Source organism: Bacillus sp. GM2 (assembly GCF_056155945.1).
In genome coordinates this window covers 2,333,717-2,347,698 of the sequence record NZ_JBRKSZ010000007.1, presented here as the reverse complement: position 1 = coordinate 2,347,698, position 13,982 = coordinate 2,333,717, and the positions used below count along the sequence as shown (strand labels likewise).

The 13,982-nt window shown below is 48.8% G+C and carries 14 protein-coding genes; 10 read left to right on the top strand and 4 right to left on the bottom strand.

The annotated features are described in order from the left end of the window. Positions 1 to 12 precede the first annotated feature (12 nt). Complete coding sequence (locus tag ACVC9U_RS13005) at positions 13 to 465, top strand: BsuPI-related putative proteinase inhibitor (RefSeq protein ID WP_075754962.1); 453 nt, start codon at positions 13 to 15, stop codon at positions 463 to 465. A gap of 91 nt (positions 466 to 556) precedes the next feature. Here ACVC9U_RS13005 and guaC read toward each other — a convergent pair whose 3' ends face one another. The 4 genes from guaC to ACVC9U_RS12985 form a co-directional block, all read right to left on the bottom strand. Continuing rightward, positions 557 to 1,537: a GMP reductase gene (gene guaC / locus ACVC9U_RS13000; RefSeq protein ID WP_441391149.1), complete on the bottom strand. Its 981-nt coding sequence runs from the start codon at positions 1,535 to 1,537 to the stop codon at positions 557 to 559. A 178-nt stretch (positions 1,538 to 1,715) separates the two neighbouring features. Next, positions 1,716 to 1,904, bottom strand: coding sequence for a DUF3813 domain-containing protein (locus ACVC9U_RS12995; RefSeq protein WP_075754966.1), 189 nt, complete (start codon positions 1,902 to 1,904; stop codon positions 1,716 to 1,718). A 1-nt stretch (position 1,905) separates the two neighbouring features. Further along, positions 1,906 to 2,046 (bottom strand): hypothetical protein, encoded by a 141-nt coding sequence (locus tag ACVC9U_RS12990; RefSeq protein ID WP_165426648.1) that lies wholly within the window; start codon positions 2,044 to 2,046, stop codon positions 1,906 to 1,908. 98 nt (positions 2,047 to 2,144) lie between these two features. After that, positions 2,145 to 2,957 carry a Cof-type HAD-IIB family hydrolase gene (locus tag ACVC9U_RS12985; protein WP_441391146.1) on the bottom strand — a complete coding sequence of 271 codons (813 nt, stop codon included), beginning with the start codon at positions 2,955 to 2,957 and terminating at the stop codon, positions 2,145 to 2,147. A 122-nt stretch (positions 2,958 to 3,079) separates the two neighbouring features. Here ACVC9U_RS12985 and ACVC9U_RS12980 point away from each other — a divergent pair, with 122 nt between their 5' ends. The 9 genes from ACVC9U_RS12980 (at position 3,080) to argF (ending at position 13,949) form a co-directional block, all read left to right on the top strand. Then, positions 3,080 to 3,847 (top strand): prolyl oligopeptidase family serine peptidase, encoded by a 768-nt coding sequence (locus ACVC9U_RS12980; protein ID WP_441391144.1) that lies wholly within the window; start codon positions 3,080 to 3,082, stop codon positions 3,845 to 3,847. Positions 3,848 to 3,909: 62 nt separating this feature from the next. Beyond that, entirely contained in the window at positions 3,910 to 4,218 is a 309-nt protein-coding gene (locus ACVC9U_RS12975) for a metal-sulfur cluster assembly factor (RefSeq protein ID WP_075754968.1), read from the top strand. A 356-nt stretch (positions 4,219 to 4,574) separates the two neighbouring features. After that, positions 4,575 to 5,612 carry an N-acetyl-gamma-glutamyl-phosphate reductase gene (argC, locus tag ACVC9U_RS12970; RefSeq protein WP_441391142.1) on the top strand — a complete coding sequence of 346 codons (1,038 nt, stop codon included), beginning with the start codon at positions 4,575 to 4,577 and terminating at the stop codon, positions 5,610 to 5,612. A gap of 19 nt (positions 5,613 to 5,631) precedes the next feature. Beyond that, positions 5,632 to 6,852 carry a bifunctional ornithine acetyltransferase/N-acetylglutamate synthase gene (argJ, locus tag ACVC9U_RS12965; protein ID WP_441391140.1) on the top strand — a complete coding sequence of 407 codons (1,221 nt, stop codon included), beginning with the start codon at positions 5,632 to 5,634 and terminating at the stop codon, positions 6,850 to 6,852. A gap of 13 nt (positions 6,853 to 6,865) precedes the next feature. Beyond that, on the top strand, positions 6,866 to 7,642 hold the full coding sequence (argB, locus tag ACVC9U_RS12960) for an acetylglutamate kinase (protein WP_145653429.1): 777 nt from the start codon (positions 6,866 to 6,868) through the stop codon (positions 7,640 to 7,642). Further along, positions 7,639 to 8,796: an acetylornithine transaminase gene (locus ACVC9U_RS12955; RefSeq protein ID WP_441391138.1), complete on the top strand. Its 1,158-nt coding sequence runs from the start codon at positions 7,639 to 7,641 to the stop codon at positions 8,794 to 8,796. Before argB ends, ACVC9U_RS12955 begins: the two co-directional genes overlap by 4 nt. A 68-nt stretch (positions 8,797 to 8,864) precedes the next feature. Further along, on the top strand, positions 8,865 to 9,929 hold the full coding sequence (locus tag ACVC9U_RS12950) for a carbamoyl phosphate synthase small subunit (protein ID WP_441391136.1): 1,065 nt from the start codon (positions 8,865 to 8,867) through the stop codon (positions 9,927 to 9,929). Then, positions 9,922 to 13,011 (top strand): carbamoyl phosphate synthase large subunit, encoded by a 3,090-nt coding sequence (locus ACVC9U_RS12945; RefSeq protein ID WP_441391134.1) that lies wholly within the window; start codon positions 9,922 to 9,924, stop codon positions 13,009 to 13,011. The genes ACVC9U_RS12950 and ACVC9U_RS12945 overlap by 8 nt, the downstream gene beginning before the upstream one ends. Continuing rightward, entirely contained in the window at positions 12,999 to 13,949 is a 951-nt protein-coding gene (gene argF / locus ACVC9U_RS12940; protein ID WP_075754982.1) for an ornithine carbamoyltransferase, read from the top strand. Before ACVC9U_RS12945 ends, argF begins: the two co-directional genes overlap by 13 nt. Positions 13,950 to 13,982 lie beyond the last annotated feature (33 nt).

Genomic DNA, 13,982 nt, shown 5'->3' with positions numbered 1-13,982 from the left:
AAGGGTGAATGAATGCGGCTGATTTCCATGATTGTAATGTTGCTGTTTGTCGGTGGATGCGGGCAAAACGGGGATCAAGTCCCCGATAAGGAGGTATCAGGGGAAGTGGATAACGGGAGTGTGACATTGACGGTTGAACCCGTCCAGAAGCAGGGAGAAATCGAATTTCGGATGTCGGTTGTCAACCATACGGATGACGTGGCAGAGTTTGAATTCAGCAGCGGACAGAAATTTGAGCTGATCGTCAGCGACAAAGAAGGGAATGAAAGGTACCGCTATTCGAAAGGAAAAATGTTTACGCAGGCGTTCCAGACGATGACGCTTAATCCGAAAGAGTCTTACGATTTTACTGATGTATGGAAAGAGGTGCCTGAACCCGGCACGTATGAAGTAAACGTGACATTTTTGGGAAGATCGGAACAGTTTGCAACTTTGAGGGCCGGCAAAACATTTGAAGTGAAATAGCCGTCAAAAAAGGCATCCCGGGAAGGATGCCTTTTTTGTATGCTGTCAGGCAGGAAGGGACGGCGGCTGCCTGAACACCACCCTGTGACCGTTAATATTGATCCCCATTGAAAATAGAATTTTTAACGATAACGTAATCTACGTTGCGGATCGCATCGAGCTTGTTTCCTCCCGCGTAAGAAATGGATGACTGCAGATCCTGTTCCATTTCTGTCAGCGTATCCATGATCGCGCCTTTATGCTCCACGTACATTTTTTTGCCTTCGACATTTTTCTTTTCACCTTTTTGGTACTCAGAAGCGGAACCAAAATATTCTTTGTAGAGCCTGCCGTCTTTTTCGATCGTTGCCCCGGGCGATTCTTCGTGTCCGGCAAACAGCGAACCGATCATGACCATCGTCGCCCCGAATCTGACCGATTTGGCAATGTCCCCGTGGGTGCGGATGCCGCCGTCTGCAATGATCGGCTTGCTCGCCGCTTTTGCACACCAGCGCAGCGCAGCCAGCTGCCAGCCGCCCGTTCCAAAACCGGTTTTGATTTTTGTAATGCAGACTTTTCCGGGACCGATGCCGACTTTTGTAGCGTCGGCGCCGGCGTTTTCAAGTTCTCTCACAGCTTCGGGCGTTCCGACATTTCCTGCGATCACGAAGCTGTTCGGAAGATGTTTTTTAATGTGCTGAATCATATTGATGACGGCGTTCGAGTGACCGTGGGCGATATCGATCGTGATGTAATCAGGCGTGAGATTCTCTTTTACCAGCTCTTCGATAAACGCGTATTCGTCATCTTTGACTCCGACGCTGATTGAAGAAAACAAACCGCGCGCCTTCATGTCTTGCACAAAATCGATCCGTGTTTCCGGCTCAAAGCGGTGCATCACATAAAAGTAACCGTTTTCCGCTAATGAAACAGCCAGCTTTTCATCTATAATGGTCTGCATATTGGCGGGCACCACAGGCAGTTTAAATGTTCTTCCGCCGAACTGCACGGACGGATCACATTCAGAGCGGCTCTTGACGATGCACTTTGCAGGAATTAGTTGAATATCCTCGTAATCAAACACGTTTTCCAATATAAAAACCCCCAAAAACGAATATTTATTTGTTTGTAATATAAAATGTTCACCTTTTATAATGTACTTCCTTTTGCTTCCGATGTCAAATTTTTATGTTTTGAAATTAGAAACATAAAAAAGGAGCCGTGCCGATGGCACAGACTCCTTTCCGGCTGTGAAAAAAGCCGGTGGGTGTTTATGATAGTTGATCTAGCTGCTCCTGAAGATTGTGAAGCTGGCGCCGTTCGGCATCAGTTGAATTGGCAAATGCTGAGGAAAGTGCGTTTTTGGCTCTTGCAACAGCTTTCGCCTTTTCACCTGAATCCGTCGAAGCTTCAGCTTCATGAACGGCTGCTTTGGCCATTTGAAACAGTTCGTTTCTCATGTTACAGCCCTCCGCATTCCGTCGGGCCGCTCTTTTGTTCAGCCTCTTCTAATGTGGAGCGATAAGGGAACCTGGAGGCATGCTGTTTAAGCGAATCCTTGCCTTGCTGAATAAACCGTTTTGATTTGCTGCGTTTACCCATCTTGAAATTCCCCCTTAACACGAGTGACGGTCCGGTACGGCCGTCTTCTCATAGTATTGCCGTTTTGAAAAGCCGTTTATGAATGGCAAATTATAAAATTATAAAGCGAAGTAATCCTTTAAAAAGACTGCGATACCGTCTTCTTCGTTCGATTTTGTAACCTTGTTTGCAACGCTTTTGACCCCTTCGATGCCGTTGCCCATCGCTACGCCGCAGCCCGCGAACTCGAGCATTTCAAGGTCGTTGTCTTCATCGCCGAAGGCAATCACCCGCTCAGGCGGTATCCCGTAATGGTCCGTGATTTTCTCTAAGCCGACCGCTTTATTGATGCCGCTTTTAATCAGTTCGATCACATGCCACGGAGCCGCCCATCTTCTATGGTCGACCATCTCTGCGTGAACGTCTGACAGGTAGGAGCGGATCGCCGGAACATCCTCTTCTTTTGCGTGGATCAGTACGCTTGTCACATCTTGGCCGAGGTTTGTCCTTAAATCTCCGACCGTAATATTCGGGCTGCCCATCGTAAAGACATCAATCAGTTTTTCGTCATGATAATGAAAATAAACATCATCGACAATTTCAGCAAGGATATTATGTACGTTGTATGTCTCGCTGACTTCAATGATCTGTTTGACCACCTCGAGATCAAGAGATGTATGGAAGCGTCCCCAGCTTTGATCTTTAGGATGATGGACAAACGCCCCGTTGAAATTGACGATCGGCGTATCAAGCTGGAGCTGATCATAATACACGGAGCTTGCTCGGAACGGTCTTCCCGTAGAAATGCACACGTAATGTCCATCTTCCCGCAGCTTGCGGATGACGTCGCTGGAGCTTTCCGAGATGGTCTTGTCGTCTTTTAATAATGTACCGTCTAAGTCCAATGCAATTAAATATGGTTTTGTCTCCATAAATGCTCCTTTGTTGTGAATTTGAAAGTTCTGGCTTACCTATAGTGTATCTTTTTACCTTCTTTATTGTCTACATGTTAAACTTATGATGATGGACATCCTAAAAGGAGGAAGAAACAGTCGTGATCATTATCGAGAAGCAACATATTTCAAACATTCCTCTTTTGCATATTGTAAAAGAGGAGAAAAAAGAGAAAGCTCTTCCTCTTGTTTTCTTCATACATGGTTTTACAAGCGCAAAAGAGCATAACCTTCACTTCGCATATCTGCTTGCCGAAAAAGGAATGCGCGTGATCCTGCCTGAGGCTCTTTGTCACGGGGAGAGGGATGAACAGCTCACTCAGGAAGAGCTCGCCCCGAGGTTTTGGGAGATCGTCACGAATGAAATCAAAGAGTTCGAAGTGCTGAAAAACCACTTTGAACAGGAAAACCTGATTGAAAAGGGCCGTATCGGCGCCGCCGGAACTTCGATGGGCGGCATTGTCACGCTCGGCGCTTTGACCCAATACGAATGGATTACAACTGCCGTCAGTTTAATGGGCAGTCCCGCCTATGTAGAATTTTTTGATCAACAGCTCGCTTTTATGCGTGAAAAGAAAATTGAACTTCCTTTCACAGAAGAACAAATCGAACAGCAGCGCAATAAACTGAAGCGTTTTGACTTGAGTCTGCAGCCGGACAAATTGAAAATGAGGCCGCTTTTATTTTGGCACGGCAAACAGGATGGCACCGTTCCGTTTGCTTTGGCGCGCCGCTTCTATGAATCGACGATTCCGCTGTATGAAGCTCAGCCTGATCTGCTGCATTTTATCGAAGATGAGCGGGCCGGACATAAAGTATCGAGAGAAGGCCTTTTGAAAACAGTCGAATGGTTTGAAGCGCACCTTTAAGTGCTATCGTTTTAGAAAATGAACGAAGTGCGTTATACTGATGAAAAAAGGAGTGAGGAAGAGTGGATGAAGCATTAAAAGAGAACATCATGGGCGCCCTTGAACAGGTCGTTGACCCTGAACTGGGTGTCGATATCGTCAATCTCGGCCTTGTATATGACGTGGATATGGATGAGAACGGCAAAACAGACGTGACCATGACTTTAACTTCAATGGGCTGTCCGCTGGCGCCGATCATCGTAGATGAAGTCAAAAAAGCGCTCGCAGATATTCCAGAAGTCAAGGAAGTTGATGTTCAAATCGTCTGGAATCCACCTTGGACACGGGACAAAATGTCGCGATATGCGAAAATCGCACTTGGCATCCAATAAACATTTTCAGAGCCTGCTCATTCGTTGACAGGCTCTTTCTTTTTCGAAAAGGGAGCCGCCGAAATAGATACGCGGGCGTATCCTGGCAGATCGCCACTCCTGTTATAAATAGAACGCTTATATAAGGCGTTCTTTTTTTATTGCAAAAACGCCAGTCGGCACATTCTCAGGTTTGAAAAACGGAGAATCCGGGAAGATGGGAACGAAGCACGACCAAGCCGCCGAAAGGACCGCCGGCGGGAGGAAAGAACCAATATGAAAGGTGAATGAAAAAATATTAAATATACAATTGAATTAATTTTTATTCATGTTATAATGTTAAATAATTTCACAAAGACCAAGAAGGTGAACTTGTTTTGAAAATAGGTATTATAGGTTCTACTGGCTATGGAGGGGCAGAGATTATGAGGATTATGAAGTCTCACCCTTATGCAGATGAATGCATATTGTATTCATCGAGCGATGAGGGAGCCCGCTATGATGCCGCATACCCGCACCTTATGAAACTGACAGATCAACACCTGCAACCAATCGAGGTAAAGAAGATTGCGAATGAAATCGATTTTTTATTTATGGCTGCGCCTCCGGGGGTATCCAGCCGGCTGACGCCACAGTTTGATGCATATGACATACCGATCATTGACCTGTCCGGCGATCTCAGGCTGCAGAACCCGAGCGTCTATGAAAAGTGGTACAAAAGGGAAGCCGCGCCAGAACACGTGCTTCAAAAAGCGGTATACGGACTGTCTGAGCTGAATCTGGAAGACATTAAAACGGCGCAGTACATAGCCAATCCAGGATGTTTCCCGACAGCGGTTCTTCTCGGCTTGGCGCCGCTCGTCAAAAGCGGCAGCATCAACGAATCTTTTGTCATCATCGATGCGAAAACAGGGGTATCGGGAGCAGGCAGAAAGGCGTCGATGGGCACTCATTTTTCAGAGGTCAATGACAATTTCAAAATATACAAGGTAAACGAACACCAGCATACGCCTGAAATCGAGCAGACTGTTAAACAGTGGGACTCCGCATTTAAACCGATCACATTCAGCACGCATTTAGTTCCGATGACAAGGGGCATTATGGCGACCATCTACACAGAGCTGAAAGACAGCAAGGATGCCGAACAGCTGCAACTTATTTTTTCTAAATTTTATAAAGATTCGCACTTTGTCAGGGTGAGAGAACCCGGTGCATTCCCTGCGACTAAAGAGGTGTACGGCAGCAATTTTTGCGATATCGGCATTACCGTTGATGAACGGACGAACAGAGTGACAATTGTGTCAGTGATCGATAACTTGATGAAGGGAGCCGCGGGTCAGGCTGTTCAAAACTTCAACATTATGAACGGCTGGAGCGAAACCGCCGGGCTTGAATTTACGCCTATTTATCCATAAGACAGGAGAGAACAAACTTATGATTCAGGTGAGTCAAGACAGCATAAAAAAAACAGACGGAAGCGTCGCTTCGCCTAAAGGCTATCTGGCAAAAGGGGTCCACTGCGGCCTCCGCTATTCAAAAAAAGATCTTGGAATCATCATCAGCTCAAAACCGGCGGTGAGCGCCGCCGTTTATACGCAAAGCCACTTTCAGGCTGCGCCGATCAAGGTGACGCAGGAAAGTCTCAAAAAAAGCGCGCATTTGCAAGCCGTCATCGTCAACAGTGCCAATGCCAACGCATGCACGGGAGAGCAGGGCTTAAAAGATGCATATGAGATGCGCCGTAAAAGCGCTGATATGCTTGGGATCGAGCCGGAACTGGTGGCCGTGTCCTCAACCGGCGTCATCGGCGAATACCTCAATATGGAGAGCATTACAAAAGGCATCAGCCTTCTCGCCGAGACTGAGCCTGCCGAAGGCGATTTCGAAGAAGCGATCTTAACGACAGACACGGTGATCAAACAAACGTGCTATGAACTGATGATCGGCGGTCAAAGAGTGACGATCGGCGGAGCGGCAAAAGGGTCGGGGATGATCCACCCGAATATGGCGACGATGCTCGGCTTTGTCACAACAGATGCATCCATCGAAGAAAGTGCGCTGCAAAGGGCTTTGAGGGAAATTACGGACGTTTCATTCAACCAGATAACGGTCGACGGCGACACATCGACTAACGATATGGTGCTCGTTATGGCGAACGGATGCGCCGGAAATGAGCGCCTCCATGAAGAACACGAAGATTGGCCGATTTTCAAAAAAGGCCTGCAGCTTGTTTGTACAGACCTCGCCAAACAAATCGCGAGAGACGGGGAAGGGGCGACAAAGCTGATCGAGGTTGAAGTGAACGGCGCGAAAAGCAATCTTGAAGCGCAAATCATCGCCAAAAAAATCGTCGGCTCAAACCTTGTAAAAACCGCGGTTTACGGCACGGATGCGAACTGGGGCAGAATCGTTGTCGCAATCGGGGACAGCATGGCTGCCGTGACACCGGAGAAGGTGGAAATCCGCCTAGGCGGCCAATGCCTTTTTAAAAACAACGAACCGCAGCCTTTTTCAGAAGAACTGGCCAAAACATATTTAGAAAACAGCGAAGTGAAAATCGAGGTTCACTTGCAGGAAGGTGAAGGAAAGGGTACGGCGTGGGGCTGCGATTTAACTTATGAATACGTCAAAATCAATGCGAGCTATCGTACGTAAAAAGGGGATCACAATGGATAAAACAATCGTTTTTAAATGCGGCGGAAGCGTCATCCGCGAACTATCGGACGAATTTTTTCAAAATCTGAAAGAGCTGACTGAAAGCGGCTGGAAAATCGCACTCGTCCACGGGGGCGGGCCCGATATTACAAAGATGCTGAAGAAACTCAATATTCGAACCGAATTCGTCAACGGACAGCGCAAGACGACAAAAGCGGTTCTTGAAGTCGCTGAAATGGTCTTGTCCGGTTCGATCAACAAATTTTTCGTTGCCGAGCTGACAAAGCACGGCCTTCCGGCTGTCGGCGTATCAGGAAAAGACGGGGGACTGCTCCTTGCCGACTATTTAAATGAAAAAGAATACGGTCAGGTCGGGCGCATTAAAAAAGTGAACGTCGGAATGGCCGAAGCGCTCATGGAAAAAGGGTTTATTCCGGTTATCGCCCCCCTCTCGATGACGGATGACTGTGAGACTTTGAATGTGAACGCCGATTTAGCAGCATCGGCTGTTGCGGCAGCCTTGCGCGCTGAAAAATTAATCTTTGTGACAGACGTCAACGGGATTATGAAAAACGAAGAAATGCTGAAAGAGCTGACGCCAGCAGACATCGAAAGCCTGATTGCTGAAGGCGTGATCTCGGGAGGCATGATACCAAAAGTGGATTCTGCAAAGGAAGCCCTCACAGATGAAGTGGATGAAGTGATGATCGTGAGCGGAAAAGGATCTTTCCTCACGAAAGACGATTTCATCGGCACGAAAATCATTAAACAAAAGGAGGCCGTATTGTGAGTCATTTATTTCAGACGTACAGCCGCTGGAATATCAATATTAAAAAAGCGAAAGGCACGATCGTTCAGGATGAGAAGGGGAACGCCTATCTCGATTTCGTCCAGGGAATCGCGGTCTGCAATCTCGGGCATTGCCCTGATTCAGTGACAGCTGCTGTCAAAAAACAGCTTGATGATGTCTGGCATGTTTCCAATCTGTTTCAAAATGAACTTCAAGAAAAGGTTGCACAGCTTCTTACCAAAAACTGTGCAGGCGATCTCGTCTTCTTTTGCAACAGCGGGGCGGAAGCGAATGAAGGGGCGGTGAAGCTCGCGCGAAAACACACGCAAAAAACAAAAATCGTAACGTTTCAGCAATCGTTCCACGGACGCACGTATGCGGGAATGGCCGCAACCGGACAGGAAAAGATCAAGCTCGGATTCGGACCGATGCTTGAAGGATTCCACTACTTACCTTACAACGAGCCGAAAGCATTTGCCGAATTGCAGGATGAAGAAGATATCGCGGCGGTGATGCTCGAGCCGATTCAAGGCGAAGGCGGCGTCATCCCGGCGAGCAGGGAATTTCTGCAGAGCGTTCAAGATTTTTGCCGCGAAAAGCAGGCTCTTCTTATCATTGACGAAGTTCAAACCGGAATCGGCCGCACCGGTAAAGCTTTCGGATATGAACACGAAGGGCTGTCACCTGATATCATCACCGTCGCGAAAGGGCTGGGCAGCGGTTTTCCGGTCGGAGCCGTCATCGGGAAAAAAGAGCTTTCAGAAGCGTTCTCTCCGGGTTCCCACGGCACGACATTCGGAGGGAACATGCTGGCGATGGCTGCGGCACACGCCACGTTGGAGACCATTTTTGAAAGCAGCTTTCTTGAAGAAGTGAGCGCCAAAGGAGCATTTTTGCATCAACAGCTGAAAGATAAGCTTCAATTTCCGTTTGTAAAAGATATCCGCGGGAAAGGGCTGATCGCCGGAATCGAGTGCAAAGAACCTGTGCAGCCGCTGATCGAAGCGCTTCAAAAGGAAGGCTTGCTCGTTCTTCCCGCGGGTCCGAACGTGATCAGACTACTGCCGCCATTGACGGTTGCGAAAAGCGAAATCAAAGCGGCCGTGGAAAAGCTGAAAGCTGTCATGGCAGATCATTCAGCTGTAAAACAGTAATTTTTTTTCGATAGATCAGTATAAAAATTCATGAATATCATTATTTATTCATCAAAGGTGGGCATAAAATGGAAGGATATTTAGTTCTTGAAGATGGTACATCCTTCAGCGGTGAACTGGACGGTCTTGACGGCTGCACCGGTGAAGTCGTCTTTTTTACGGGCATGACCGGCTATCAGGAGGTTTTGACAGACCCTTCTTATAAAGGCCAGATTATTGTCTTTACGTACCCGCTGATCGGCAACTACGGAATAAATAAAAGCGATGAGGAGAGCAAACGGCCTCAGGTAAAAGGGGTTGTCGTCTATGAAGCGTGTGACAGGTTTTCCCATCATCAGGCGACAGAAAGCCTTCGGGAATACTTGGCGAAGTGGGATGTTCCGCTTTTATCGCACGTGGACACAAGAGCGGTTGTCCAGCATATCAGGGCAAAGGGGACGCTGAATGCCAGACTGACGAAACAAAAGGACGGCATTCCGGCTCCGCGCCAGCTGGAAAACTATGCGGCACAGGTTGCCGGACAAAACGAAAACGGCGCCTTCGGGGAAGGCAATACGCATATTGCGGTGATCGATTTCGGCTATAAAAAGTCGATCGCTTCATCGCTTGCAAACCGGGACTGCAAAGTAACGGTCGTTCCCTATCAAGAGATGGACGGCATTTCAAAGCTGAATCCGGACGGGATCGTCCTTTCAAACGGGCCGGGCGATCCGAAAGCGATCCTTCCATATCTGGATGCGCTCCGGGATATCATCTCTTCCTATCCGACTCTCGGCATCTGCCTCGGACACCAGCTGATCGCGCTCGCATTCGGAAGCGATACGTATAAGCTTCCGTTCGGCCACAGGGGAGCCAATCATCCGGTCATGGACAAAGAGACCGGACGCGTGTTCATGACAAGCCAAAACCACAGCTATGTCGTCGATCGGGACACCATCAGCGAAAATGAATTTTCCGTCAGGTTTCATCATGTCAACGACGGTTCAGTAGAAGGGCTGATGCATAAAACACTGCCTGTCATATCCGTTCAGTTTCATCCGGAAGCCCATCCGGGACCGGCTGAAAGCGAGTGGATATTCGGCGAATATTTGCAGAAATTGAACGAAGCAAGGAGAGAGATCGCCCATGCCTAAAGATCAAACCATCAAAAGCATTCTCGTTATCGGATCGGGGCCGATTATCATCGGGCAGGCCGCTGAATTCGACTACTCCGGAACCCAGGGCTGCATGGCGCTGAAAAGCGAAGGCTACCGGGTGATTCTCGTCAACAGCAACCCGGCGACCATCATGACCGATGAATCTTTTGCAGATGAAATCTATTTTGAGCCCTTGACAGTGGAAAGCCTCACACAAATCATCAAGCGCGAAAAACCGGACGGACTGCTCGCCAATCTGGGGGGACAGACAGCGCTGAATTTGGCTGTCGAGCTCGAAAAGGCCGGCATTCTTAAAACATACGGGGTAAAGCTGCTTGGAACATCTGTCGATACGATCGAAAAGGGCGAAGACAGGGAAAAGTTCCGCGCCTTGATGAAGGAGCTGAACGAACCTGTGCCGGATTCAGAAATCGTTGACAATCAAGATGATGCGCTTCGTTTTGCGCTCTCAATCGGTTTTCCGATTATCGTGCGGCCGGCCTATACACTGGGCGGAAAAGGAGGCGGCATCGCGGCGACGAAAGAGGAGTTCCTGCCTTTAATCGAAAGCGCCCTCCTCGCAAGCCCGATTCATCAATGCCTTGTCGAAAAAAGCATTGCCGGTTTTAAAGAAATCGAATACGAAGTCATGCGTGACAGAAACAATACATGCATCACCGTCTGCAATATGGAAAACATCGATCCGGTCGGCGTCCATACGGGGGATTCGATCGTTGTCGCCCCGTCGCAGACATTAACGGATGCGGATTATCAAATGCTTCGTTCTGCCAGCTTAAAGATCATTTCCGCGCTCGATGTTGTCGGCGGCTGCAACATTCAATTCGCCCTGGACCCGGAAAGCAAAAATTACTATGTCATCGAGGTGAATCCGAGAGTAAGCCGTTCATCGGCGCTCGCCTCAAAAGCGACCGGCTATCCGATCGCAAAAATGACGGCTAAACTGGCTGTCGGCTACACGCTTGCCGAGCTGAAAAATCCGCTCACAGATTCGACATACGCCAGCTTCGAGCCTGCGCTTGACTATGTCGTCGTCAAATTTCCGCGCTGGCCGTTCGACAAATTCAAACAAGCCGACCGTAAGCTCGGCACGAAAATGAAAGCGACGGGAGAAGTCATGGCGATTGACCGCAATCTTGAAGCGGCCCTGCAAAAAGCGGTCGCATCCCTTGAGCTGAAAACGTCAGGAACCCACTTGCCCGAACTTGGCGGCGTATCTTCAGAAGTGTTGTGGAAGCTGCTTGAGACCCCTGATGACCGCCGTTTCTTTGCGGTCATGGAGCTGCTGAGCAGGGGGGCTTCCATCAGCGAGATACACGAGAAAACGAAAATCGATAACTATTTCCTTCATGTGTTTTCTAACATCATTCAGCTGGAAAACATGTTGATGGAACAGGGAGACGCGCTGTCCGTCAGCCTTTTGAAAAAGGTGAAAGAAAAGGGATTTACCGACTTTACGATCGCTTCCCTCACCGGAAAGACGGAAGAAGAAGTGCGCGCGCTCCGCAAGAAAATGGGCATTGCCGCATCCTTTAAAATCGTCGATACATGCGCAGCTGAATTTGATGCGAAGACAAACTATTTTTACTCGACGTATTTCGGGAAAAGCGACGGAGACATTTCTCAAAAAACGAATAAGCGCGCACTGATTATCGGTTCCGGCCCGATACGGATCGGCCAGGGAGTCGAGTTTGACTACAGCGCCGTGCACGGCGTCATGACGCTGAAAAATCTCGGGTTTGAAACGATCATGCTGAACAACAACCCGGAAACCGTCAGCACGGATTATGAAATGGCAGACCGTCTGTACTTTGAACCGATTACACCCGAGCATATTCTCAATGTCGCTGAAGCGGAAGACATCGACTTTGCGATTGTTCAATTCGGCGGCCAATCCGCCATCAATGTGGCTGAAGCGATTGAAAAAGCGGGCATCACCCTGCTTGGTACATCATCGGAAACCCTTGACATACTTGAAGACCGCGATCAATTTTATCAGCTTCTTGACGAGCTCGGCATCTCCCATGCCAAAGGAGAAACGGCTTCATCAAAAGCGGAAGCGGTGCAGAAAGCGAACGAAATCGGCTATCCTGTGCTGATCAGGCCGTCATATGTGATCGGCGGCATGGGCATGATGATCGTTCACTCCGAGGCGGAGCTCAGAGAGCTGCTGGGCGGAGCATCGCAAATGCCTTACCCGATTCTGATCGATCAATACGTATCGGGAAAAGAGTTTGAAATCGACCTTGTCAGCGATGGCGACGATCTTTATATCCCGACTTATATCGAGCACATTGAAAAAGCGGGCGTGCATTCAGGTGACAGCTACGCGATTTTGCCGGGGCCTTCGGTCACTCCGGAGATGAAAAGCGCCGCGCGGGATGCTGCCGCAAAAATCGTCCGCAAGCTCGGATTTAAGGGCATTATGAACATTCAATTTATAGCGGATGCGGATGAATTGCTCATCCTTGAAGTCAATCCGAGGGCGAGCCGGACGGTTCCGGTTGTCAGCAAGGTGATGGGTGTTCCGATGATCCCGCTTGCGGCGCAGCTGTTGGCCGGTTCGTCACTCAAAGAATTGAAGCCCGCCGCCAAAAATTCACGCGGCGTTGCCGTGAAGTTTCCGGTCTTTTCATCGCACGCTATCCAGGATGTCGATTTGAAGCTTGGGCCGGAAATGAAATCGACCGGAGAAGGCATGTATGTCGGCTTCAATCCGGAAAGCGCCCTGAAGAAAATCTTTGCGGGAATCTGGCAAACGAAAGGCTGCATTTACATGGAAGGGGCCGACGAGCTTCGTTCTCTCGCAGAACAGGCGGGCTTCACCGTACAGTCGGACGATTTTCCGGGCTGGATCAAACGGAAAGACAAAGCGCTGCACATCCATTTAGCCGAATCAAAAGAAGCGAGCAAGCAGCGAATGGAAGCCGTCACCCACGGTGTGGCGGTGATGACGGAGGAAGAGACGGTGCGGGCATTTTTGACGAGCGGGCATGGAACGACTAAAGCCGTGTCCCTTAAAGATTTATATATAAAGGAAGTGGAGACATGTCTACTGTAAACATCGGGGCGACCCGGGAAATCAATCTGTCGGGCAACGATTTTTTAAGCCTGAAAGACTTTTCAAAAGAAGAGATCGTTTATTTGCTGAAAGAGGCAGCAGAGATGAAGCAAAATAAAATTCAAGACATCTTTAAAGGAAAAACATTGGCGATGATCTTTGAAAAGTCGTCGACGAGAACACGCGTATCATTTGAAGCCGGAATGGCGCAGCTCGGCGGAAACGCCCTGTTTTTAAGCAGTAAAGACATGCAGCTGGGCAGAGGGGAAACGATCGCAGATACCGCGAAAGTGCTTTCGGGCTATGTCGACGCGATTATGATCCGCACATTCGAGCACGAAAAAGTCGAAGAGCTTGCCAAGCATGCCGAGATTCCCGTGATCAACGGATTGACCGATCTTTTTCATCCGTGTCAGGCGCTTAGTGACCTCTTGACGATTCAAGAGATGAAAGGAACATTAAAAGGGCTGAAAGCCGTTTATGTTGGAGACGGAAACAATGTCGCGCATTCGCTGTTAATCGGCTGCGCGAAAGTGGGATGCGACATTACGGTCGCTTCGCCTGAAGGGTATGAGCCGAATCAGGAAGTGGTAAAACTGGCCGAGGGATTCGCCGAAGAGTCCGGAGCGGCCGTCACAATCACAAATGACCCCGTGTCAGCCGTTCAACATGCGGATGTCATCTATTCTGATGTGTTTACAAGCATGGGCCAGGAGAAGGAAGCCGAAGAACGGATGAATATCTTTGCTCCTTACCAGGTCAACGGAACGCTTGTCTCCCATGCCAAACCGGATTACGTCTTTCTGCACTGCCTTCCTGCCCACAGGGAAGAAGAGGTCACCGCAGAGATCATCGACGGCCCGAATTCAGCGGTATTCCAGCAGGCTGAAAACCGCCTGCACGTCCAAAAAGCTTTATTAAAAGCACTGTTATCTTAAAATAAAAAACAGCTGATCACAATTGATCAGCTG